Raw genomic sequence first — 24618 nt, 5'->3', positions numbered from 1 at the left:
TCACCAGAAGCGGTGCGTCACATTCCATGCCGTCAGTTCGCCCGCGAGGGCATCCCGCAGCCGCTCGGTGGTGCCCACTCGGGTCTCGTCGAAACCGGCCACGGCGAACGTCGCCCGACCGCCGACCTCCAGATACCAGGACTGCAGTCCCTCTCCGAATCGGTGGGGCTCGGCGGGGTCGACGCCGCGAGCGTCACCGCGGAACGCGACGCCGGACGCCGGGCCCGATCCGAAGTCGAGCAACGAACGATCCAACGACCCCAGGTTGGACACCATCACATCCGGCATTCCGGATCCGCCGGAGGTCACCGCACGCGTCACCAGGGACAGCGGAAGTATCTGCAGCAGTGGCCGTAGATGAATCATCGCCGGTCGACGCCCGTCCGACAGCCCGCCGAACGCCTCCTTGCACAGGCGCCGGACCGTGGTCAGATCCGATCCCGCCACCGGTCCGGAGGACAGATACACGGACACCCCGGCGGTGGCGTTTCCGCGAGAGTCACCCTGCTCCGCACGCACACTCACCGGTATCCCCACCTTCAACTCCACCCCGTCGTCGGCGTAACCGGTGGACCGGAGTGCACCGGCCACGACCGCGACGAAGAGACTGTTGCGAGTGCCGCCGTGCGCGGTCGCCACGGCGTCCCACTCGTCGACGTCGACCGACACCACGACCCACGACGGTCGCGCCTTCGGAGCGCGGACGTGCGCGGGCGATCGTCCGGCGACGGCCGCACCGGGTCGGGCCGCACCGGTGTCCGCTCCACCACCGGTAGCCGCGGTCACGGCTGCACGTGCGATACCTCTCGCGGCTCCCGCCACCTGCAGGGCCGCGTCCATGGCGTCGAGGACGAGGGCACGAACGGCGGGTGTGGACGAGCCGGCCGGGTGCGGGACCTCGTCGACGTGCGGTGTCCGCGCCGATCGAGCGGCGTCCGCCGCCGCAGCGGTGAGGGACAACCCGTCTGCCACCAGATGCAGACACGTCAGCGAAACCGCAGTGCCGCCGCCGCTCGTACGGGTGGCACGCAGTCGCCACGACCGTCCTGCCTCGGGATCGAGGTCGACCGAGTGCAGTTCGTCGGCACCCCAACGCTCGAGCGCATCGTCCGACAGGGTTGCCGTGTCCATCAGCAAGGGCTCCGACCTACCGGACGACACCCACCGCGGCCTCGCGAGCGGGACTGTCGGGCGCACGACGCGTCGCTGCAGCGGCCCCCGACGCAGTGCGGCGTGTACAGCCTCGAGCGCAGTGTGCGGCACCTCGTGATCGAAGGTCCACAACAGCTGCAGAACGACGTCCCAGCCGAAGGCTTCGCGCAGAAACCAATAGGTGAAATCCTCGTCCTGCAGGCGGGCCGCCGGTATCGAGGTCACGGTCGGGACGCCTCCACCAGATCCGCAGCCCGAGCGCGCGCTTCGGCGGGACCGATCATCTCCGCCGCGAGATCCTCTGCGGCTCGGGCACAGTCGTCGGTCATGATCCTGCGCAATCCGGACTCGAACGACTCGTCGTCGAGCCCCGCCAGTGTGGTCGCGGCTCCGGCGCCCCGGTCCGCGATGCGGGCGCCCCAGAACGGCTGATCGGAACTCACCGAACAGACGAGGGTGGGCCTCCCCGCGCGGATTCCGGCGGCAGTACTCCCGGCGCCGCCGTGGTGCACCACCGCCCCGCACAGCGGGAAGATCCTGCTGTGGTCGAGGGACCCCGTCACCATCGTGGTCTCCTCGTCGCCACCCTCCGGTGGCCAGGTCACGGACTCGTTCCACCCGACGCTCACCAGCGCACGGTGTCCCAGGCGTCCACACACCGAATCCACCATCGCGACCAGAGCAGCCGGATCCGACACGGGCATGGAGCCGAATCCGACGTACACGGGAGGCGGTCCCGACGCGATCCATTCGAGGACCGCGGAATCGGTCCGGGTCGACGGATCCACGCGAGCCCGCAGATCGGCGTCCAGATCGAGGAAACCGCAGAACGGCCTCCGCTCGCCCCACCGCGACGCCAGCTGGGGGCAGAACGCCGGGTCGTAGGCTTGGATCTCCGTGCCGTAGCGCGCGATTCGGTACGGAAGCGGCGATCCCGCAGTAGGCACCCCGAGCGCCGTGCGCAGACCGTTCTCCCGACGCCGGGTGGCGAGCCACACGAGGTGATCGACCATCGACCAGGCCGCCTCCAGCACCGGACCCGGAAAGGCGTCGGTGCCGGGCACCGGCGAATGAACGCCGTTACGGCGAATGGGTGCGTGCTGCAGGGCGATCAACGATGCGCCGTGGCGTTCCGCCAGCGGAAGCGCGGCCTGCTCGGTGGTCACTCCGGTGACGATCACGTCGACTCCGTCGGCGGTGGCCGCGGTCAGTTCCCGAACCATCTGATCCCAGCCGTAATTCCACAACTGCCGTAGTGCGCCGAGCCTGTCCGCCACCGACCCGCGGCGAAGTCCGTGGCGCACCAGATCCGAGTTCATGTGGTCGAAGGTGTCGTAACCGAAGCCGGTCGTCTCGAGACCGGCCGAGGCCGCGAAGGAGACCAGATTGGGTGGAACTGCCATCAGGACGTCGTGCCCGCGACTGCGGAGCTCGGCCCCCAGAACCACGGCCGGCTGCACGTCACCACGAGTACCGCTGACGGCAATGACGATGCGCACGTGTCGACTCCTCTCGACGGCGTGATCACACACCAACTGTTCTGTGTACCAACGTTTCACAGCATGCGTGGCACGAGTGGCACACCCCGGACCGCTCAGACTGTAGACGCTCGAGGCGAATGGCGCAGAAGGAGACGCTGCTCACATCGAGCGGCCGGTGTGGAACCCGACGTCTCGATTCGCCGATCCGCGCGAGCTCTGCAATGGTGGCCGCAGAGACGTTCGCACCGGACACGATCGGGGGGTCGAAGATGCGGTTGTTGGCCAATTTCAACGGAAGCCGCGGTGACGTGCAGCCCGGAATCGCTCTGGCCGTCGAGTTGGTCCGTCGTGGTCACACGGTCACCATGGCCGTTCCTCCGAACGCGGTCGACCTCGTCCGCCGTGCGGGACTCGACGCTCGCGCCTGCGGATCGGACACGGCGGCTCTCCTGGCCTCCGACCTGGTCTCACGTGACCTCTCGTCTCCGAATCCGGCCCGTCGGATCCGGGCGGTGTCGGAGCTGACTCTTCGCGACGGCCGATCCGTGCACCGTCGACTCGAAGAACTCGCCACCGGCGCCGACGCCGTGATCGGCTCCAGCGTGGGGCAGGAGCGCGGGATCAACGTCGCCGAGAAGCTCGGTGTCCCCTACGTTCCCGTGCACTATTGCCCTGTTCGCAGCAACCGACGGTATTCGTTCCTGGATCCACCGGCGCCGTTCGGGTCCCCGCCGTTCGTTCGCCTCGGCTGGTCCGTCCTCGATCGAGTTCTGTGGACGACCTCGCGACGCAGCGAGAACGTCCTCCGCGACGAGTTGGGACTGCCGCCGGCGAAACACAGTGTGGCCGAGCGGGCACGACGGTCCGAGACGACCGAACTCCAGGCGTACGACCGAACGTTGTTCCCGGGGCTGGCCGACGAGTGGGGACTCCGTCGACCCCTGGTCGGGTTCCTGGAACCGGATCCGTCGACTCGACAACGGTTGGACGAGTTCGACGATCGCGATCTTCGATCCTGGTTGGACGACGGTCCGCCGCCGATCTACGTGGGGTTCGGGAGCATGCGTCGACCCACCGTGGCACGGGCCGCCCGCATCCTCACCGCGGCCGCACTGGACGCGGGTCATCGCGTGCTCGCCGTGGGCGCCGACCTCGGTCCCGAAGTCCCCGAGTCCGACCCGCGTGTTCACCGCACGACGTCGGTGAACCACGCAGTGGTTCTTCCGCGGTGCCGCGCCGTCGTGCATCACGGCGGGGCCGGATCCACGGCGGCCGGACTGCGCGCCGGCCGCGCGACGTTGGTCTGCCACGTCGGTGCGGATCAATCACTGTGGGGCAGGCGCGTTCTCGCTACGGGGGTCGGCGCCTCCGTCCCCGCGCGATCGCTGAACCCGGCACGGGCAGCCGCTGCACTCGACGCCGTGACCGACTCGGCGTGCGTCGACGCGGCCGATGCCCTGTCCGAACGTCTCACCCCGGCGTCCGTCGCCGTGACGGCCGCCGCGGACCACGTCGAGTCCGTCGCCGGGTCGACCGCGTCCATCCGTCGCCGTCAGAGGAGTACGACACGATGACCCTGTCCGTGGTGATACCGGCCTTCGACGAGGAGGAGACCATCGGAACGTGCCTCGACCTTCTCGGTGAGCAGATGGAACACATCGCCGAAATCATCGTGGTGGACAACAATTCGACCGATGCGACTCGCGCCGTGGTGGAGGCCCGCTCCGCGACGATCCCGTCGATTCGCCTGATCACCGAGCCACGGCAGGGGTTGGTCTTCGCTCGCAACACCGGCCTCGACGCCGCGACATCGGATGCGGTGGCTCGTATCGACGCCGATACCCGAGTCCCGCCCGACTGGGCACGGACGATCGTCGCCTTCCTGGAGTCCGATACCGACGAGCGATGGGCGGCGTTCTGTGGCCGGGGGGAAGCCTACGACCTGCCGTACGGCGACGCCGCTGCGACGCTGAAGGCTCGGTTCTCGCCGTTGGCCGCACGGCGCGGCCCCCGCACGGACGTTCGCGAGGTTCCGGTTCTCTACGGCTCCAACATGATTCTGCGGCGCAGTACGTGGCACCGAATCCGGCGCACCGTCAGCATGCGCCGAGATGTGTTCGAGGATGTGGACATGGGTCTGTGCGTGCAGGCAATCGGTGGACGCAACGCGTTCCTACCGCACCTGACGGTGGGAGTGTCTCCCCGCCGGATGGAATCGAGCATGCGCGCATTCGTGGTCTACATGGCCTGCCTACCGAGAACACTCGCCCTGCATCGGCGCTATGCCCTGGCCGTGGGTGCCGCGCTCGTGTATCTGCCCGGTGTCGCACTGCTGCACGCGGCCCGCCTGCTCGTCATCCGGGCGTACGACAAGGAAAGTCACTCGTTTCGCATCCGGGCACTGCTGACACCGACCGCAGACCGAGCGATGCCGTAGCCGCGGTCGACGGAGATGGGCTGCGACACCGAACGTCACGGCACCGTCATGAATCCGGGCGACATGCTCGAACAATTAACACGAATTCAACATTCTGCCCTGGCCGACATTCACCCGTGATTCAGGACACCTCCATTCGTATTGAGAAGAATCTTTCCTGCCCTTACTGTGAACGACGGGTACCGGATAGAGTCGATATCCGAGAATGCTCGATCCCGTTGCGCCACAGCGCACTATTGATTTCTCCCCCAGAGTTCGAGTGCCGGTGTTCGCGTCGTTTTCCTCGCGACCGTTCGGCACCACGAGTTCACGAACGGACGGGTGATACGACGCCATGGAATTCACCGAGCTCGCCGAGTATTCGCTTCCCGACGGGCGCCTGACCGAATGGGTGCCGACGGTGCGGGGTCCCGAGGAGTGGACCGTCGACCCGCGGCCGCTCGCCTTCACCCACGAAGCGCACTGCCGACACAGCCTGTCGCGAGACGCCGGCCTCGCGCCGGGCGACACCGAGAACATCGAGAACACCGAGAACACCGGCGCAGCCTGGATCGGCGCCGCGTTCGAGATCCACGACCGCTACGACGCGGCCGCGGTCGGTCGCGCGCTCGAAACATGGACGGCGCGACACGAAGCCTTTCGCACCACGGTCGCCGTCGACGGCAGCACGGCATCCGAGGACACCCCCCTCATCCGAAAGACCCTGTCCGCCGGTGCGATCGAGGTGGTCGGTCGAACCGACGGCCGGTTGCGGACCGGCTCGGCCATCCGTGAGCATCTCGCCGATTTCTTCGGACGACGACTGTCGCCCTTCCGGTGGCCACACTGCCTCGTCGCCACCGTGGACAACAGCGGTGTGGACGACGCCACCGTGGTCGACGGCGGCGCGGACGATCGCCCGTCGAATTTCCTTCTGGTGTTCGCTGCGGACCACTCCGTGATGGACGCGTACTCGATGCTGCTCGCGATCGGAGAACTGAAGCGGCTCTACGAGTTCGAACTGCACGGTCACGACCCGCAGCTGGTTCCCATCGGCAGTCACGTCGAGTACTCGGTGTCCGATCGACGCCGCGGCGAGGAACTGTCCTACGACCACGAGGTGGTTCGGACGTGGGCTCGCTTCCTCGGTGACACCGGGTTCCCGTCCTTCCCCCTTGCGACCCGGGCAAACTCGCCCACCCGCGCCGCTCAGAACAACGTCTCGTCGTGGCTCCTGTCGGACACCGAGGTCGCACAGCTCGCACACACCTGCCGCGCACTCGGCCGGTCCATGACCGCAGCCACCCTCAGCGCACTCGCCCTCACCAACCACGCGCTGACCGGTGACCCGCGCCTGCGCCTGACGATGCCGATGCACACCCGCCACGAGGCCCGCTACGCCCGATCGGTGGGGTGGTACGTCGGGGTCGTGCCGATCGACGTCGGCGTCGATCGGGACCACACGTTCACCGGCACCCTGGATTCCGCGGCGGCGACACTCGCCGCCGTCGACGGGTACGCCACCGCTCCGTACTCCAAGATCGCTCAGCTGCTGGGGATCGACTCCGTACCGCGGTTCGTGGTGTCCTACCTCGATCTACGCCACACCCCCGATGCGCAGGAATGGGAACGATGGCGAGCCCGCACCCTCCGGAGCGCGACCGTGGCCGACGACGAGGTCTATTTCTGGATGCTGCGCACCTCCCGTGGCCTCAACGTCTCGGCCCGCTTTCCCGGCAACGACGTCGCCACCGAGAACGTCCTGACGTTCGTCGAACGGTTGCGCTCGATTCTGAGGGACGCAGCGGGCTCCGATCCCATGACGGTCGAGGACTGCGCTCCGGTCGACCGCACACCCGCGGCCGCCGGAGGTCGTCGGTGATCATCACGGCGATGGACAACTGGAGCCCGCGTCCGGGCACCCTGTTCGAGTGGCACCCGGTCGCCCGTACGTCGGCGGACGAGGTACCGGACCCCACCCCGGCATCGTTTCTGCAGGAGAACCACATTCGCGGGGTCGACGCGGTTCGCGCGCGGGGCGGGACCCACCATGCCTACCTCGGTGCCGCGACGGAGATCGACGGCGAGTTGGACGTCGACGCACTCACCCGTGCCCTCGAGACGTTCGTCCTCCGGCACGAGGGGCTTCGCACGCGTCTCGACGTCCTCGACGGCGAAGTTCGCCGCCACCGGGTTCTCGACCACGCGGTGCGCTTCCGTCCGGTGGCCACAGGACGGACGCTGGGACACAGCGCCTTCCGCGAGTACGCCCGCACCAGATTCTCGAACGAAGCCGTGGCGTCGGCGTGGCCCGGTTTCGCCGTCGGCGCGATTCGGCGTGAGCACGACTTCACGCTGTACTACGGAGTCGACCATGCGCTCTCCGACGGCGTGTCCCAGATTCTGGTCGTCTCCGAACTCGCCGACCTGTATCGAGCCGAATGCACCGGTACTCCGGCTGTGGACACCACGGCGTGGTCGGGCAGCTTTCTCGACTACGTTCACATCGAGAACGACGCCGGCAACGCACTCACGGCCGACTCGGCCGAGATACGACGCTGGGCCGAGCTCGTGACCGCCAACGATGGCGCCATGCCGTCGTTCCCGCTGGATCTGGGACTCGATCCCGGCGAGACGGCACCGGTGCGCCCGATCGAGATGGATCTCCTCGACGCCGCCGAGACGGAACGCTTCGAGCGAGTCGCTCGCGCGGCGGGAGGCTCGTTCACCAGCGGTCTTCTGGCCGCCGTCGCCACGACCGATCTCGAACTCGCCGGGCGGCGTGACTATTTCGGACTGACCGTGCTCTCGACCCGTCACCTGGGGGATTTCGCGCTGTCGCAGGGATGGTTCTGCAACTTCGCCCCGGTGGCGTTCCGGGTGGCGGGGGCTCGCGACTTCTCGTCCCTGGTACAGCGGGCACATCGCGGGTACGACGAGGCGAAAGCGTTGGCGGCCGCGCCGATCGGTGCCGTACTACGGCTGCTGTTCGAATCCGGAGTCGGCGGACCCGATCTGGCGAGGAGTCCGCACATGTTGTCCTACATCGATTTTCGTCGCTTTCCCGGCCACGGAACCCCGGCGGACGACGCCGCGATCCTCTTCACCGGGGAGGGGCGTACCGCCAATGCGTCGATGTGGTTCAACCGCGATCGCGATCACTTCTATCTCGGCTCGCAGACGCCGGACACGCCCGTCGCTCGACGGCAGACAGCCCGGTACCACGCACACCTGAGGGCGGTTCTGCGCGACGTGGCCCGCACCGGCGACCATCGACCGGTCGAGACCGAACGGGAGGTGGTGCGTGCAGGTCACCAGCATTGACCGGGTTCACCTCGAACCCGGCACGCTGCGGCGATGGACGATGACACCCAGCGGACCCGGTGTTCCCTCCGAGGTTCCCCCGTCGTTCAACCAGTCCAATCACCTGTCCGACACCGCCGAGGGGACCACATGGTTGGCCGCGACCTTCGATGTCGACGGACCCATCGACGTCGAGGCACTCTCCTCGGCCTTCGCTCGCCTCGTCGACCGACACGGTTCCCTGCGTACGGGTTTCGTGCGGACCGGGGACCGCACGTCGCGCCTTCTCCACCCCCGCGGTTCGTTGATTCCGACCCGCGGCGACGACGTGGTGCTGTCCTCGTCGCGAGACACGAACGAGGCGTTGCGGGCAGCGTTGAACGACGCCTGTCGTCCGTTCGCGTTCCCGTCGTATCTGCTCGCGGCCGTCGACCGCCCGGACCGATCCACCGTCGTCTGCGGCTTCGACCACGCACTGGTCGACGCACTCTCCCTGACCGTGGTGGTGGACGAGATGCGCCGGTTCTACGCGTCGGCTCCCGAACCGGAGGAGGACGCCGTCGCCGGCTGCTTCGTCGACTACTGCGCAGCCGAGGCGTGTGCCGAGACGGTGGATCCGGACGACGAGCGAATGACGCGATGGCTCGCGTTCCTACGCCGTCACGGCAACGCGCCTCCGACGTTTCCGCTGCCCCTCGGTCGTCCTCGCGTCGTACCGGATCGATCGGCTGTCGACGTCGTCGAGGTGCTCACCGCGAACCGATCGGCGGAGTTCGAACGTCTGTGCCGCGGCCTCGGCGCGAGCCTCTACGCAGGCGTCCTGGCCGCCATGGGGCATGCGGTCCGGGATCTCGGCGGGGGTGACGAGCTGCCTCTGCTGTTTCCCCTGCACACCCGAACCAGACCGGAGTGGGCGCGAGCGATCGGCTGGTTCGTCACGAACGCACCGCTCGACGTGCGGACGCAACCGGTTCTCGTCGACACCATTCGCCGTACCGGCGTGGATCTCCGACGCGCCGTCGAGCTCGGAACCGTCCCCATCCCCGGGGTCGTCTCCGCTCTCGGAGGTCTGCGCCGACCCCGCAAGGACGTGTTCATGGTGTCCTTCGTCGACTACCGACGACTTCCGGGCCACCTCGATCACCGCCGCGTCTCGGCCCGTCACATCTCGAACGTGACGGTCGCGGACGACGCGCAGTTCTGGTTCTCGCGAACCGACGACGGGGTGTCGCTCCGAGTGCGCTACCCGGACAACACCGACGCACGCGAGACGATCACCGCGTTCTGCGCGCGGCTGGCCGAGATTCTCGCGGTCGCCGGGCAACCCACGGATCGTTCGCGCGCCACCGTCGGTCCTCTAGGGTGATCGTGCGCCGACGCGGCGCCTGGACACTGCACCACCCCACCCCCGTTGGGAGACGACCGTGACGACCGACTTCGAGCCGAACGACACCGCGAGTTCCGAGGAACCGGCCGGCCCCGCGAGCATTCGCATCGTGTCGGGGCACCCCTCGGACATCGAGATCGCAGCGCTGGTGACCGTGCTCGCCGGTGCGAGCGGATCCACCGGAGCGGCCGGGGCGCCCGCGATCCGCGACGACTGGGGACATCCCTCGACGATGCACCGCTCCACCCGGGCGTTCTCCCCACTCGCCTTCGGCGGCGATCTGCACACACGCGGGTGACGCGCTTCGTTCTGGCGTCGCGGTCACCCGCGCGCTTGTCGGTGTTGCGAGCCGCCGGTCTCTCTCCCGTCGTCCGCGTCTCCGACGTCGACGAGGACGCGATCATCGACGCCCTGGGGTCGACCGCCCCGCACCACGTGGTGGTCACCGAACTCGCCACCGCCAAGGCATCGGCCATCGCGGCCGCTGTCTCGGACGACCCGTCGCTGCGCGGTGACGTGGTGATCGTCGGGTGCGATTCCATGCTGTCCATCGGTGGCCACCTCGTGGGTAAGCCCCACGACATCGACACCGCGCGCGAGCGCTGGGCCGCCATGGCCGGAGGGACCGGTGAGCTTCTCACGGGCCATTGCGCTCTGCGCCTCTCCGACGGTGTGGTGACGGCGCACGCCGCCGACCACTGCGCGACCACCGTGCACTTCTCTCGTCCCGAACCGGCCGACCTCGAGGCCTACTTGGGATCCGGGGAACCGATGACCGTCGCGGGCGCCTTCACCCTGGACGGTCTCGGCGGGTGGTTCGTGGACGGGATCGAGGGCGATCCGTCGTCCGTCATCGGAATCGGGCTACCCCTGGTACGTCGACTGCTCGCAGACCTCGGCGTGTCCGTGAGCGCCCTGTGGTCCGCGAACGGAGGTGGGGCGGACACCGGGTCCGACGATCGAGGAACCGGCGGGCCCCTAGGATCGTTGAGCACGTAGCACACGCCCCGCACGTCACAGCCGAGCTCAGGAGCCACACGTGTCCGTCGCGCCAGATCCACACCCCACCTTCGCCTCGTTCGCCCACCCCGAACGCTTGGTCTCCACACAGTGGTTGTCCGCCAACATCGGCACACCGGGACTCAAGATCGTCGAGTCCGACGAGGACGTCCTGCTGTACGACGTCGGCCACATCCCCGGCGCCGTCAAGGTCGACTGGCACCTCGACCTCAACGATCCCGTCACCCGTGACTACGTCGACGGGGCCAAGTTCGCCGACCTCATGAACCGCAAGGGCATCTCGCGCGACGACACCGTGGTCATCTACGGCGACAAGAGCAACTGGTGGGCCGCCTACGCTCTCTGGGTGTTCACCCTGTTCGGACACGAGGACGTCCGTCTGCTCGACGGCGGCCGTGACGCCTGGATCGCCGAGAACCGCGACACCACCCTCGACGTTCCGGAAACGGCCACGGTGGACTACCCCGTCGTCGAACGGGACGACGCGGCGATCCGTGCCTTCAAGGACGACGTGCTGAGCCACCTCGGCACCGGCCCTCTCGTCGACGTGCGCTCCCCCGCGGAGTACACCGGTGAGCGCACCCACATGCCCGACTACCCGGACGAGGGCGCTCTCCGCGGCGGTCACATCCCGACGGCGGCATCCATCCCCTGGGCCAAGGCCGCCGCGTCCGACGGCCGCTTCAAGTCCCGCGAGGAGCTCGAGGAGGTCTACGCGGACGTCGCGCCCGACGCGGACGTCATCGCGTACTGCCGCATCGGCGAGCGGTCGAGCCACACCTGGTTCGTGCTGACCCACCTGCTCGGGTACCGGAACGTGCGCAACTACGACGGTTCGTGGACGGAGTGGGGCAACGCGGTGCGCACCCCCATCGCGCGCGGCGAGGAGCCGGGGACCGTCCCGGCATGAACGCGCTCCCCGACGCTCTCGCCGAGATCGTCGACGACTTCGCCGCCGTCGACGGTCAGGACAAGATCACCCTCCTGCTCGAGTTCAGCAACGAACTCCCGCCGCTGCCGAGCGACCTCGAGGAGGCCGCGATGGAGCCGGTGCCGGAGTGCCAGTCCCCGCTGTTCCTGTCGGTGGACGCCGCCGACCGGAACAACGTTCGACTGTTCTTCAGCGCGCCGGCCCAGGCGCCCACCACGCGCGGTTTCGCGTCGATCCTCGCGCAGGGGCTCGACGGGTTGCCCGCCGACGAGATCCTCGCGGTGCCGGACGACTTCTACACCGCACTCGGATTGGCCGACACCGTCAGCCCGCTGCGGCTCCGGGGAATGTCGGCGATGCTGAGCCGGGTGAAGACTCGCCTGCGGGCGTGATCGGTCGGTCTTTGTTCGGACAATGTGGGTTCGGTCGTTAAGCTGATCACTCACCACTCACAGAGTCCAACGAGGAGGTGTCGAGCGTCGTGGAGTTCACCGAACTGGTCGACTATCCGATCCCGTCCGGCACTCTCACCGAGTGGATCCCGAGCGTCGGGCCGCACGCGTCGACACCCGAGGACGCCGGCTGGCGTCCCGACCCTCGCCCCACCTCGCACGTTCACGACGCTCACCTGCGTCGGACCATGGCGAACCCGGCGGCGGGTCGGGAGTCCTGGCTGGGTACGGCGTTCGACGTCGACGGGCCCCTCGATCGTGTTGCGTTCCGACGTGCCGTGACGGCGTGGATGGATCGGCACGAGGGAATGCGCAGCAACGTGACCGTGCACCCCGTGACGGGCGAACTCTCTCGTGTCACCGCGCCCCCGGGTGCCACCGACATCTGGGTGATCGAGCAGGACACGTGCACCGAGTCCAGCGATGTGTATCGGCACATCCAGCACCTGTTCGACGAGTACACCTCACCGTTGGCCTGGCCGTCCTACGCATTCGTGACGCTGGAGCCGTCGGCGACCGAGGGCGCGGAGCCGTCGGCGACCGGGGGCGCGGAGCCGTCGGCGACCGGGGGCGCGGAGCCGTCGGCGACTCGCGATCGCTTCACCGTCTTCTTCGCCGCGGACCACTCGATCATCGACGGCCTGTCGATCGTGCTGATCGCACACGAGCTCACCCGGCTCTACGAGGAGGCGCTCACGGGAGCGCCCGCAGGACTCTTCCCCACCGGTAGCTACCTCGACTTCGGAGTTCTGGAACGAGCGAACTGCGTCGGCATCGACGCCGCGCACGACGCCGCCGTCACCTGGAGACACTTTCTGGACGAGAACGGCGGTGAGTTCCCGTCGTTTCCGCTCGACATCGGCGACGAACCCGCCGTGCCCGTCGCGCAGAACGGGCTGTCGGCCTGGATCATGGACCCGGCCGACGCCGAGGCGTTCACGGTGGCGTGCCGCAAGACCGGGCCCGGATTCTCGGCCGGTCTGATCGCGGCCATGGCCGCCGCGGCATTCGTCGTCGACGGAGCGCGACAGTTCCGGACCGTCACGCCGATGCACACGCGACACGATCCGAGCTGGGCTGCGTCGCTCGGGTGGTTCGTCGGGGTCAGCCCTCTGTCCGTCGCCGTCGAACCGCAGGACACGTTCGGTGACCTGATCGTCCGGACCGGCACCGAACTCGCCGACAAGCGGTCGGTCTCCCGCATCCCGCTCGACCTGGTGACGGATGCGCTCGGGGTCACCTCGTTGCCACGCTTCGTGGTGTCCTTCATGGACGTGCGGTTCGCACCGAGCGCCGAGACGTGGCCCTCGATGCACGCCCGCGCTCTCCGCAGCAAGAAGTACGACCACGACGTCTACCTGTGGTTCCACCGCACGCCGCAGGGAGTGAATCTGTCCGCTCGGTTCCCCAACACCGAGGTCGCCACGGCCGCGGTGCACCGATACGTCGCAGCGCTGCGGGAGGTTCTGGACATCGTCGTCGCGACGGGGTCGTTCACGTGCGCACCAGCGCCGTCGGACGTGCTCGACGCGAGCGGAGGGTGAGTCCCTGCGTATCGTGACCGACGCCTCGTCATACACTCCGAACCGAGTCAGCTCCGTCACCGACCCGACACCCGTCGGGGACGGCGACACCCGCGCCCATGGGTTCCGACCCCGTCCACCAACACAGGAGGCTTCGTGCCCAGCCACGCCACAACTCGCATCAGCAAGGTTCTCGTCGCCAATCGCGGCGAGATAGCGGTTCGCGTGATCCGGGCTGCGGCCGATGCCGGCTACACCTCGGTCGCCGTCTACGCCGAACCCGATGCCGACGCGCCGTTCGTGCACCTGGCCGACGAAGCCTTCGCTCTCGGTGGTCAGACCTCCGCCGAGTCCTACCTGGTGATCGACAAGATCATCGACGCCGCGAGCAAGTCCGGCGCCGACGCCGTGCACCCCGGCTACGGTTTTCTGTCGGAGAACGCCGAGTTCGCCCAGGCCGTGATCGACGCCGGCCTGATCTGGATCGGACCGTCACCGCAGTCCATTCGCGACCTCGGCGACAAGGTCACCGCCCGGCACATCGCGACCCGTGCGAAGGCTCCGTCCGTCCCCGGAACCTCCGAGCCCGTGAAGAACGCCGACGAGATCCTCACCTTCGCCGACGAGCACGGCCTGCCCATCGCCATCAAGGCGGCGTTCGGTGGAGGCGGTCGCGGCATGAAGGTCGCCCGCACCCGCGAGGAGATCCCCGAGCTGTTCGATTCCGCCACCCGCGAGGCCGTCGCCGCGTTCGGTCGTGGCGAGTGCTTCGTCGAGCGCTACCTGGACAAGCCGCGGCACGTCGAGGCGCAGGTCATCGCGGACCAGCACGGCAACGTCGTCGTCGCCGGTACCCGTGACTGCTCGCTGCAGCGACGGTTCCAGAAGCTCGTCGAGGAAGCTCCCGCGCCGTTCCTCACCGACGAGCAGCGTGCCGAGATCCACGCCTCCGCCAAAGCCATCTGCAAGGAAGCCGGCTACTACGGCGCCGGCACCGTCGAATACCTCGTCGGTCAGGACGGACTGGTGTCGTTCCTCGAGGTGAACACCCGCCTGCAGGTCGAGCACCCGGTCACCGAGGAGACCTCGGGCATCGACCTCGTTCTCCAGCAGTTCGCGATCGCGAACGGCGAGAAGCTGTCCATCACCGAGGACCCCGCTCCGCGCGGACACTCGTTCGAGTTCCGCATCAACGGCGAGGACGCCGGCCGCGGGTTCCTTCCCGCTCCCGGCCCCGTCACCACGTTCGTCGCCCCCTCGGGCCCGGGTGTGCGCGTCGACTCCGGTGTGGTGTCCGGCAGCGTCATCGGCGGACAGTTCGACTCGATGCTCGCCAAGCTCATCGTCACCGGCGCCACCCGCGAGGAAGCTCTGGCGCGCTCGCGTCGCGCGCTCGCCGAGTTCGACGTCCAGGGACTGGCCACGGTCATCCCGTTCCACCGCGCCGTGGTCTCCGATCCGGCGTTCATCGGCGACGGCTCCTCGTTCGACGTCCACACCCGCTGGATCGAGACCGAGTGGGACAACCAGGTCGAGCCGTTCACGGCGGGCGCACCGATCGAGGACGACGACGAAGGCCTGCCCCGGCAGAGTGTCGTCGTCGAGGTCGGCGGTCGCCGGGTCGAGGTCTCCCTCCCGGGTCGGTTCTCCCTCGGCGGCGCAGCACCGGCCGGCGGCGGTGCGATCCGCCGCAAGCCCAAGCCGCGCACCCGCGGCGGCGCCGGCGGCGGCGCCGCGTCCGGTGACGCCGTCACCGCACCCATGCAGGGCACCGTGGTCAAGGTCGCGGTCACCGAGGGACAGGAAGTAGAAGCCGGTGACCTGATCGCCGTGCTCGAGGCGATGAAGATGGAGAACCCCGTCAACGCACACAAGGCCGGTGTCGTGACCGGCCTGTCCGTCGAGCCCGGTTCCGCCATCACCCAGGGAACCGTTCTCGCCGAGCTGAAGTGACGCACGCGGCCGGCCGGACCTCGTCGGCCGGTGTCTCGTCGGTACAGGGCGGCCTCCGGGTCGCCCTGTTCGACGTGTTCGGGACCGTGGTCGACTGGCGAGGCGGGATCGCGACGGCCACGGCCGCGTGGCTCACCGACCACGCCCCCGAACGCACGGACATCGACCCCGGCGACTTCGCCGATCGGTGGCGCGGAAAGTACCAACCGTCGATGGAGCCGATTCGCGCCGGTCGACGTGGATTCACCAAACTCGATGTGCTGCACCGGGAAAGCCTGGTCGAGCTGCTCGGCGAACTCGAACTTCCCGCCGTGGACGTGGACGAACTGAACCGAGCGTGGCATGCGCTCCCGCCGTGGGCGGATTCCGTCGACGGCATCGCCTCCGTCCGACGATCCGTCGCCGCCGCGCCGTTGTCCAACGGCAACGTCTCGCTGCTGCTCGACATGGCCCGCGTGTCGGGGTTGCCGTGGGACGCGATCCTCGGCGCCGAGGTGGTGCAGGCGTACAAGCCGACGCCGGAGAGCTATCTGCGGACGGCCGCACTGCTGGATCTCGAACCGTCCCAGTGCCTCATGGTCGCATGCCACAACGACGACCTCGCCGCGGCGGCTCGATGCGGACTGCGCACCGCCTTCGTACGGCGCCCACGCGAGCACGGACCGACGCAACGCGAATCCGAACCGAACGACGCCTGGGATTTCGTCGTCGACGACCTCGTCGAGCTCGGCTCGCTACTGGCCTACCGGCCTCGGTCGATCAACCGTTCGTAGACGCCGACCTCGGATCCCACCTCGTAGGCCCCGATGCCGGTGAACGACGACAACACCCGATCGTGGTTCCAGTCCTCGTCGACGTGGATCTCGTGCGGATTGCCCTCGATCTCGTGCTGGGGGTAGTGCACGATCGGGATCGACAGGTACACCGCCCGTGCCGCTGCGGCTCCGCACCGCTCCCACAGGGCCAACGCGTCGGATTCGGTCATGTGCTCGGCGACGTCTCCGACGATCACCACGTCCGCCGGCGGCAGATCGACCTTGCGAGCGTCACCGAGAACGATCTCGTCGTAGTAGTCGCGCAACCGATAGGTCTCCACGTAGGGCGGCCAGATCTCGACCCCGGTCAGGCGGGACACCGCGGGCCCGGCGAGCAGTTTCGCGTAGGTGCCCACCCCCGGCCCGATGTCGAGGACGGACACGGGCGAGTCGGCTCCCAGCGCGCGGACACGGTCGCGAATCCAGGACTTTCCCTCTGCAGAACTCTGTGGCATGCACGAGGGTGCCCCCGGGGAAGCGTCGGTAATCGCGCCCGGCGATTCGGGCTCGACTACTCGTCGTAGAAGGTCTGCAACACGATGGTGCTGCGGGTGTTCACGCCCGCGGTGCTGCGAATCTGTTGGAGCAGTCCTTCGAGGTCTCGGGGCGAGGCGACCCGCACCAGGAGCACGTAGCTGTCCTCGCCGGCCACGGAGTGGCACGCACGAACCTCCGGCAGACCCCGGAGCCGAGCCGGGGCGTCGTCGGGGGCCGTCGGATCGAGTGGGGTGATCGCCACGAACGCGGAGAGCGGCGACCCGACGGCGTCGTGATCGACCCGGGCGGTGTACCCCAGAATCACCCCCGACGATTCGAGTCGACGAACCCTGGTCTGCACCGCGGAGACGGACAGCCCGGCCTTCTCGGCGAGGTGCGCCAGGGTGGCGCGGCCGTCCGTGACGAGTTCGGCGACCAGAACCCGATCGGTGGCGTCGAGCGTGGTGCGAGCGGCGGTCATGCGAACAGCGGCGGCATGGCGAGCACCATGACCGTGGACCAGGACACGTGCGTCAGTATGGGCGCGAGGATGCCGCCCGAGGCCCGCCGTTCCAGGCCGAGCACGAACCCGAGGGTGATCGCCGCGAAGGCCAGCATGGGATTTCCGGTCGCGAGGGTGGCGATGGTGTAGACGATCGTCGAGATCAGAACCGGCCGCGCGGCGCCGATCGCCGAGAACAGCGCGCCGCGGAAGAAGATCTCCTCAGCGACGCCGTTGAGCAGGGTGATGAAGACGATCAGCACCAGTGGTCCGAAGCGCGCATGGTCGAGCACCGTTGCGGTGAAGTCACGCAGTGGCGGTATCTCGCGGACCACGAGAGCGCCGAGGACGAACACCCCGCCGGCGGCGAGCCCGATGGCGATGGGCGTCACGATCGGGCGTCTCAGATGCCCGCGGAACGCGATCCGGCCGAGGTGCAACGGACCGGAGAGGAATCCGCCGATGATCCAGACCAGCGCCAGCGAGATGGTGAGGAAGTAGAACACCGGATCGCCGGGCTCGACCGCCAGGGACACACCGAGCAGCGTGGCTCCGATGACCAGCACGATCGCGACGACGATGCGTCGGCGGAGAAATGCACGATCCGATTCGCGGTGGTCGCGGTCGACCTTGTCCACCAACGCCGATCGCACCACGCCCTCTACCCGTGTCTGCCAGGACACCATCGGTCGGTCCTCCCCTGTCGTCGTCTCGCGCATGTCCTGTCCGGATCAGGCGTCGCTGCGCCGAAGAGCCGATCGCAGCCACCCGGACACGTGCGCGACCGCGTCGAGATTGGTGCGCACCACCGGAGCCACCGGCCACGAGTACAGCAGCGTACGGGCCCCCAACGCCTCGAGCAGACGCCAGCCGTCCTCGGTCATCAGCTCGGCGCCCCGGCGCCGGATGCTCGCCACGTCGCCGCCCGTCCACGCCGCGTCGGACTTCACCAGCCGCATCGAGTCCGGCGTCGAGCCGAGACTGCGCGGCATGGACGCCGACCCGAGCAGGCTGCGCCGCATCGCGTCCTCGACACCGGTGAGACCACCGTCGGGATCGGGAACGAACTGCTTGATGCGGTCCTCTCCCGCGGTCATGGAGTTCACCAGGGACTGCACGAGGTCGTCGGCGAGCGCCCCCGGCACGGGTATCAGTCGTCCGATGACCAGTGCGGCCAAGGCGGTGGGAACCCCGGGAGTCGGGATCCCGATTCGATGGAGATTCGCGGCCTTGACGTAGGCGAAGACCAGATCTCGGTACGGCAACACCTCCGGACCCGCGACGTCGTACGCACCCGCCGGCACCGCCTCCCGGGCGCAGGCCCGTAGGTAGTGGACGACGTCGCCGACCGCGATGGGCTGGACGGGCTTCGCCAGCCAGGACGGCAGCGGCAACACCGGCAGCCGGTCCGCGAGGTACCGCATCATCTCGAACGAGGTCGAGCCGGCGCCGATGACGATGGCGGCCCGCAGCCACACCAGCTCCACGCCGTCGACGTCGAGAGCTTCCCCGACCTCCTTGCGGCTGGCGAGGTGCTCGGAGAGCTTCTCGCCCTCGGGTACGAAACCTCCGAGGTAGACGATGCGACGCACCCCGGCCGCCTTCGCAGCGTCGGCGAAATTGCGAGCGGACTGCAGATCGGTGTCCCGATAGCCGGATTCACCGATGGCGTGCACGAGGTAGTAGGCGACGTCGATCGACCGGGCGTCGAGCGCGGCCACGCACGAGGCCGCATCCGTGACGTCGAGCTCGACCGCCTGCACCTCGTCGTACCAGTCGAACGCCCGCAGCCCGAGCGGAGTGCGAGAACCCACCACCACGTCCTGACCGTCCGCCGTCAACGCGGCGACGAGTCGCGAACCGATGTATCCGCTGGCGCCGGTCACGAAGGCAGTCATGCGCTCAGGCTACGGGCCGCCGAGTCGGCTTTCGGTGTCGAGGTGATCGGCATCACCGTTCGACCCGCGCGAGACCGCACTGCCCGGAATCCCACCCCCGTACCGCCCGATGGGTCATAGTTGGTCGATGTCCAGCGACGTAGAACCTCACCGCGTTCAGACGCCGCGCACGGTCAGCGTGTCGATCCCCACCGTGGCGGGCCTGCTCGACGCGGCGCGTGGAACCGTGATCTGGTCTCTCGACACCGTCGCGTTCGTCGCTCAGCTCCCGCACCGGATCGACGGACTCATGGCGCGCGTGGACGAACTGCTGACGTCCGTCGAGAAGATCACCGCGGAGGCGGCGGCGGCGATCGAGAACGTGGAGAAGACGAATCGGGACGCGGCCGAGGTGGTCGACGGTGCGGGAACGACGTCCGACAAGGCGCTCGCGTTGATCACCGAGTTCGAGCCGATCACGGCGAAGGCCATGCCCATGGCCAAGGTGTTCGTGGACAACTTCTCCGACGAGGAGGTCCAGGCGGCGATCCAGATGATCGACCACCTGCCGGAACTGATGGACCGGATGGAGACGATCATGCCGATCCTGGCCACGATGGACACCGTGGCGCCCGAGATCCACCAATTGCTCGAGGTCACGAAGGACGTGCGCAAAGCGGTCATCGGCATCCCCGGGTTCAAGTTCTTCCGCAATCGGGGCGAGGAACGACTGTCCGGCGAGTGAGACCGCGCGTGTCGATGTCGGTGGGGCGGGGCACTATGAGTGAGTGAGCCGCCGAACCGACACCGCCCCGGACGCCGAGAGCGTGCTGGGCAAGTTCTCGGCGCCCACGCGCACGTGGTTCGACGGCGCGTTCCCCGCTCCCACCCCCGCCCAACTCGGCGCCTGGGATTCCATCTCCAGTGGCTCGCACACCCTGGTCGTCGCGCCCACCGGTTCCGGCAAGACGCTGTCGGCCTTCCTGTGGGCTCTCGATCGATTGGTCTCCCGCACCGACGACGCCGATCGCGGCACCCGGGTTCTGTACGTGTCGCCGCTGAAGGCCCTCGCGGTGGACGTCGAACGGAACCTCCGGGCCCCGCTGGTCGGCATCACGCAGACGGCCAAGCTGCAGAACATCGTGCCCCCGGACATCTCGGTCGGTGTGCGCTCGGGTGACACCACCCCGGCGGACCGGCGCGCGATGATCAAGACGCCGCCGGACATCCTCATCACCACACCCGAGTCGCTTTTTCTGATGCTCACCTCGGCCGCACGGGAGTCGCTGCGCCTCGTCGACACCGTGATCGTCGACGAGGTCCACGCCGTGGCCGGCACCAAGCGCGGCGCTCACCTCGCCCTGTCGCTCGAACGGCTCGACGCGGCGCTGGAGAAGCCCGCACAACGTATCGGCCTGTCCGCGACCGTGCGCCCGCACGAGGAGGTGGGGCGGTTCCTCACGGGCTCGGCGCCCATCACCATCGTCTCGCCGCCGTCCGCCAAGACCTTCGATCTGTCCGTGCGCGTTCCGGTCGAGGACATGACGGAACTGGGCACCACCGAACCCGCCGAGGGTTCGGCGTCGGCGGCCCCGCAGCAGGGGTCCATCTGGCCGCACGTCGAGGCGCAGATCGTGGACCTGGTGCTCGAGCACCGCTCGTCCATCGTGTTCGCGAATTCGCGTCGTCTGTCCGAGCGGCTCACCGCGCGCCTGAACGAGATCTACGCCGAACGCCTCGGCAACGGGGTCGAGGCCGACCATGCGCCCCCGTCCCAGATCGGCTCGTCCGGCGACGTGGTCCACGGCGCCGATCCGATCCTGGCCCGCGCGCACCACGGCAGCGTCAGCAAGGATCAGCGGGCGCTCATCGAGGACGACCTGAAGTCCGGACGTCTGCGATGCGTGGTGGCCACCAGCAGTCTCGAACTCGGAATCGACATGGGCGCAGTCGATCTCGTGGTCCAGGTCGAAGCACCGCCGTCGGTGGCGAGCGGGCTGCAGCGCGTCGGTCGGGCCGGGCACCAGGTCGGTGAGATCTCCCGCGGCGTGTTGTTCCCCAAGCACCGCACCGACCTCATCCACTGCGCCGTCACCGTCCAACGCATGACCGACGGTCACATCGAAGCCCTCGCCGTTCCCGCCAACCCGCTGGACATCCTGGCCCAGCACACCGTGGCCGCGTGCGCCCTCGAGCCCATCGATGCGGACGAGTGGTTCGACACCGTGCGTCGCACCGGCAACTTCGCGAACCTCCCACGGTCCGCCTTCGAGTCGACCCTCGACCTGTTGTCGGGGAAGTACCCCTCGGACGAGTTCGCCGAACTGCGCCCGCGCTTGGTGTGGGACCGCGACGGAGGTTCTCTCACCGGCCGGCCCGGAGCCCAACGTCTCGCGGTCACCTCCGGTGGCGCCATCCCGGACCGCGGACTCTTCGCGGTGTTCATGGTGGGTGAGAAGGCGAGCCGCGTCGGCGAACTCGACGAGGAGATGGTCTACGAATCACGGGTGGGTGACGTGTTCGCACTCGGCGCCACCAGCTGGCGGATCGAGGAGATCACCCACGACCGCGTTCTGGTCAGCCCCGCGTACGGCCAGCCCGGTCGGCTGCCGTTCTGGCACGGAGACGGTCTCGGACGTCCGGCCGAGCTCGGGGAAGCCCTCGGCGCCTTCCTGCGCGAGTCCACCGACGACGACGCCCTGCGCACCCGACTCGGCGCCTCGGGCCTGGACGAGAACGCGGTGAACAACCTGTCGGCGCTGCTCCTCGAGCAACGCACCGCCACCGGCCACCTTCCCACGGACCGCACGTTGGTCGTCGAGCGCTTCCGAGACGAACTCGGCGACTGGCGACTGGTCCTGCACTCCCCCTACGGCCAGCAGGTCCACGCGCCGTGGGCGCTGGCCATCGGCGCCCGGCTCGTGGAACGTTTCGGCATCGATTCCCAACCGACGGCCTCGGACGACGGCATCATCGTCCGACTGCCCGACACCGAGGACGAGCCCCCGGGCGCCGATCTGTTCGTCTTCGAGAAGGACGAGATCGCCGATGTGGTGACCGAGCAGGTCGGCGGCTCGGCGCTCTTCGCGTCCCGGTTCCGCGAGTGCGCCGCGCGCGCTCTGCTCCTGCCGCGGCGCAACCCCGGCAAGCGCGCACCGCTGTGGCAGCAGCGTCAGCGCGCCGCGCAGTTGCTCGACGTGGCCAAGAAGTACCCGTCGTTCCCGATCCTGCTCGAGACGGTGCGCGAGTGTCTTCAGGACGTCTACGACCTCCCCGCACTCGAGGCACTCTGCACGCGCATCGCCCGTCGACAGATTCGCATCGTCGACGTCGAGACGGATTCGCCGTCGCCGTTCGCCACGTCGCTTCTGTTCTCCTACGTCGGCCAGTTCATGTACGAGGGCGATTCCCCGCTCGCGGAACGGCGCGCGGCGGCGCTGTCGCTCGACGCATCGCTTCTCGCCGAGTTGCTCGGCCGGGTGGAACTGCGCGACCTGCTCGATGCCGACGTCGTGGCGGATACCGAGAAGGAACTGCAACGCCTGGTCGAGGATCGCCGGGCCACCGATCTCGAGGGCGTCGCAGATCTGCTGCGACTGCTCGGACCGCTCACCACCGCAGAACTCGAACTGCGGTGCGACCCTGCTGCCGAGGCGGCGAACTGGGCTCGCACCCTCACCGAATCCCGACGTGCCCTCGAGGTCTCGTTCGCGGGTTCGCAGTGGTGGGTGGCCATCGAGGACGCCTCTCGCCTGCGCGACGGTCTCGGTGTGCCGCTGCCCATCGGCACACCGGCCGCCTTCATCGAACCGGTCGAGGATCCGATGGGCGACCTCGTCAGCCGTTACGCCCGCACGCACGGACCGTTCTCCATCGCGGACGTCGCCGGCCGTTTTGGAATCGGATCGGCCGTCGCACGCGACGTGCTCCTTCGGTTGGCCGCGCAGAAGCGGGTCGTCGAGGGCGAGTTCCGACCCGGCGGCACCGGCAGCGAGTGGTGCGACAGCGAGGTGCTGCGGCGGTTGCGTCGCCGCTCGCTCGCGGCGGCGCGCCAGGAGGTCGAGCCGGTACCGACGACGGTACTGGGCCGATTCCTGCCGCGGTGGCAACACGTCGGAGGCACGTTGCGCGGAATCGACGGGGTCGCGACGGTGGTCGATCAGCTTGCCGGCGTGCCGATTCCGGCGTCGGCGTGGGAGTCGTTGATCCTGCCGCAACGAGTCCGGGACTACTCCCCCGCGATGCTCGACGAGCTGACGGCGACCGGGGAGATCCTGTGGTCCGGGCACGGCGCCATCTCGTCGAAGGACGGATGGGTGTGCCTGCACCCTGCCGACGCGGCGCCGTTGACGATGAACCCGCCGAAGGACGACGAACTCAGCGATCAACAACGCACCGTCCTCGACGCCCTGTCCGGAGGCGGCGCGTACTTCTTCCGGCAGCTCTCCGACACCGTCGGATCCACGGACGACACCGCGCTCGTCGCCGCGCTGTGGGACCTGGTGTGGACCGGACACCTGACCAACGACACGTTCGCCCCGTTGCGTTCGCTGTTGCACGGCACCACCCGATCCGCGCCCAGTCACCGGCCCGCACGCCGCGCTCCGCGAGCGCGTTCCTATCAGCGACTCGCCCGCCCCTCGCTGCCCACCCGGACCGGTCCTCCGTCCGCCGGCGGCCGGTGGGCTCTGTTGCCGGAAGCCGAACCCGATCCCACCATCCGGGCCCACGCCACCGCCGAGATCCTCCTGGAACGGTACGGCGTGGTGACGCGCGGCTCGGTGATGAACGAGGGCGTTCCCGGCGGTTTCGGCGGCGTCTACAAGGTGTTGACCGGGTTCGAGGACAGCGGGCGCGCTCGACGCGGCTACTTCGTCGATTCGCTCGGCGGCGCCCAGTTCTCCACGTCCGACGTCGTCGATCGACTGCGGTCCGAGGCGGAACGACCCACGTCCGCGGTCGCGCTCGCGGCGACGGATCCGGCCAATCCCTACGGCGGCGCTCTGCCCTGGCCGAAGGCCGCCCCGGAGAGTGCCTCGGCACATCGACCGGGTCGCAAGGCCGGAGCGATCGTGGTACTCGTCGACGGCGAGCTGATTCTCTACGTCGAGCGCGGCGGCAAGTCCGTCCTCACCTTCACCGAAGACCGTGACGTTTTGACCTCGGCCGCGAAAGCTCTCGGCGCGCTCGTCACGTCCAGGTCGGTCGACAAACTTCTCATCGAACGGACGGACGGTATCGACATCCACGGCAGCGTCTTCGCCTCCATCCTCGGCGAAGCGGGGTTCTCCGCGACCCCGCGCGGCCTGCGAATCCGGGTCTGAGCACC

Annotated in this window: 20 protein-coding genes; 14 read left to right on the top strand and 6 right to left on the bottom strand. The window is 68.6% G+C overall.

Annotation, left to right across the window (positions count from 1 at the left end; translation table 11 throughout):
• Together ACY466_RS09405 and ACY466_RS09400 are read right to left on the bottom strand one after the other, a co-directional pair.
• A complete protein-coding gene (locus tag ACY466_RS09405; protein WP_463251924.1) occupies positions 1–1377 on the bottom strand; it encodes a hypothetical protein in 1377 nt (458 codons plus the stop codon).
• Complete coding sequence (locus ACY466_RS09400; protein ID WP_463251923.1) at positions 1374–2651, bottom strand: glycosyltransferase; 1278 nt, start codon at positions 2649–2651, stop codon at positions 1374–1376. The genes ACY466_RS09405 and ACY466_RS09400 overlap by 4 nt, the downstream gene beginning before the upstream one ends.
• Positions 2652–2854: 203 nt before the next feature.
• Here ACY466_RS09400 and ACY466_RS09395 point away from each other — a divergent pair, with 203 nt between their 5' ends.
• The 12 genes from ACY466_RS09395 to ACY466_RS09340 all read left to right on the top strand — a co-directional run bounded on the left by ACY466_RS09395 (position 2855) and on the right by ACY466_RS09340 (position 16391).
• Positions 2855–4207: a glycosyltransferase gene (locus tag ACY466_RS09395; protein WP_463251922.1), complete on the top strand. Its 1353-nt coding sequence runs from the start codon at positions 2855–2857 to the stop codon at positions 4205–4207.
• Positions 4204–5070 carry a glycosyltransferase family 2 protein gene (locus tag ACY466_RS09390; protein ID WP_463251921.1) on the top strand — a complete coding sequence of 289 codons (867 nt, stop codon included), beginning with the start codon at positions 4204–4206 and terminating at the stop codon, positions 5068–5070. The genes ACY466_RS09395 and ACY466_RS09390 overlap by 4 nt, the downstream gene beginning before the upstream one ends.
• Positions 5071–5404: 334 nt before the next feature.
• Positions 5405–6931 (top strand): condensation domain-containing protein, encoded by a 1527-nt coding sequence (locus ACY466_RS09385; RefSeq protein WP_463251920.1) that lies wholly within the window; start codon positions 5405–5407, stop codon positions 6929–6931.
• Positions 6928–8373, top strand: a complete 1446-nt coding sequence (locus ACY466_RS09380) for a condensation domain-containing protein (protein ID WP_463251919.1) — start codon at positions 6928–6930, stop codon at positions 8371–8373. The genes ACY466_RS09385 and ACY466_RS09380 overlap by 4 nt, the downstream gene beginning before the upstream one ends.
• A complete protein-coding gene (locus ACY466_RS09375) occupies positions 8354–9718 on the top strand; it encodes a condensation domain-containing protein (protein WP_463251918.1) in 1365 nt (454 codons plus the stop codon). Before ACY466_RS09380 ends, ACY466_RS09375 begins: the two co-directional genes overlap by 20 nt.
• A 58-nt stretch (positions 9719–9776) precedes the next feature.
• Entirely contained in the window at positions 9777–10037 is a 261-nt protein-coding gene (locus ACY466_RS09370) for an acyl-CoA carboxylase subunit epsilon (RefSeq protein WP_463251917.1), read from the top strand.
• Positions 10034–10738, top strand: coding sequence for a Maf family protein (locus ACY466_RS09365; RefSeq protein WP_463251916.1), 705 nt, complete (start codon positions 10034–10036; stop codon positions 10736–10738). The genes ACY466_RS09370 and ACY466_RS09365 overlap by 4 nt, the downstream gene beginning before the upstream one ends.
• 40 nt (positions 10739–10778) lie before the next feature.
• Entirely contained in the window at positions 10779–11669 is an 891-nt protein-coding gene (locus ACY466_RS09360; RefSeq protein ID WP_463251915.1) for a sulfurtransferase, read from the top strand.
• On the top strand, positions 11666–12082 hold the full coding sequence (locus tag ACY466_RS09355) for a SufE family protein (RefSeq protein ID WP_463251913.1): 417 nt from the start codon (positions 11666–11668) through the stop codon (positions 12080–12082). Before ACY466_RS09360 ends, ACY466_RS09355 begins: the two co-directional genes overlap by 4 nt.
• Positions 12083–12171: 89 nt before the next feature.
• Positions 12172–13686 carry a condensation domain-containing protein gene (locus ACY466_RS09350; protein ID WP_463251911.1) on the top strand — a complete coding sequence of 505 codons (1515 nt, stop codon included), beginning with the start codon at positions 12172–12174 and terminating at the stop codon, positions 13684–13686.
• A 135-nt stretch (positions 13687–13821) separates the two neighbouring features.
• On the top strand, positions 13822–15618 hold the full coding sequence (locus tag ACY466_RS09345) for an acetyl/propionyl/methylcrotonyl-CoA carboxylase subunit alpha (protein ID WP_463251909.1): 1797 nt from the start codon (positions 13822–13824) through the stop codon (positions 15616–15618).
• Entirely contained in the window at positions 15615–16391 is a 777-nt protein-coding gene (locus ACY466_RS09340; protein ID WP_463251907.1) for a haloacid dehalogenase type II, read from the top strand. The genes ACY466_RS09345 and ACY466_RS09340 overlap by 4 nt, the downstream gene beginning before the upstream one ends.
• Here ACY466_RS09340 and ACY466_RS09335 read toward each other — a convergent pair.
• From ACY466_RS09335 to ACY466_RS09320, 4 genes are read right to left on the bottom strand one after another with little or no spacing between them, the layout of a single operon-like run.
• Entirely contained in the window at positions 16361–16888 is a 528-nt protein-coding gene (locus tag ACY466_RS09335) for a class I SAM-dependent methyltransferase (RefSeq protein WP_463251905.1), read from the bottom strand. The genes ACY466_RS09340 and ACY466_RS09335 overlap by 31 nt on opposite strands.
• A 56-nt stretch (positions 16889–16944) precedes the next feature.
• Entirely contained in the window at positions 16945–17391 is a 447-nt protein-coding gene (locus ACY466_RS09330; RefSeq protein WP_463251903.1) for an Lrp/AsnC family transcriptional regulator, read from the bottom strand.
• Positions 17388–18098 carry a lysostaphin resistance A-like protein gene (locus ACY466_RS09325; RefSeq protein WP_463252202.1) on the bottom strand — a complete coding sequence of 237 codons (711 nt, stop codon included), beginning with the start codon at positions 18096–18098 and terminating at the stop codon, positions 17388–17390. Before ACY466_RS09325 ends, ACY466_RS09330 begins: the two co-directional genes overlap by 4 nt.
• A 45-nt stretch (positions 18099–18143) precedes the next feature.
• Positions 18144–19310 carry an NAD(P)H-binding protein gene (locus tag ACY466_RS09320; RefSeq protein ID WP_463251901.1) on the bottom strand — a complete coding sequence of 389 codons (1167 nt, stop codon included), beginning with the start codon at positions 19308–19310 and terminating at the stop codon, positions 18144–18146.
• 127 nt (positions 19311–19437) lie between these two features.
• On the opposite strand from ACY466_RS09320, the gene ACY466_RS09315 reads away from it, so the two are divergent.
• On the top strand, positions 19438–20034 hold the full coding sequence (locus tag ACY466_RS09315) for a ribulose 1,5-bisphosphate carboxylase large subunit (protein WP_463251899.1): 597 nt from the start codon (positions 19438–19440) through the stop codon (positions 20032–20034).
• Between the two features lie 43 nt (positions 20035–20077).
• The gene (locus ACY466_RS09310; RefSeq protein WP_463251897.1) at positions 20078–24613 is read left to right on the top strand and encodes an ATP-dependent helicase; all 4536 of its coding nucleotides are present in this window, start codon (positions 20078–20080) and stop codon (positions 24611–24613) included.
• Positions 24614–24618: the final 5 nt, after the last annotated feature.

It is taken from the genome of Rhodococcus sp. K11/5, from assembly GCF_055193735.1.
Note: the sequence above shows the minus strand (reverse complement) of the source record. Positions and strands in the feature narration are given on the sequence as shown.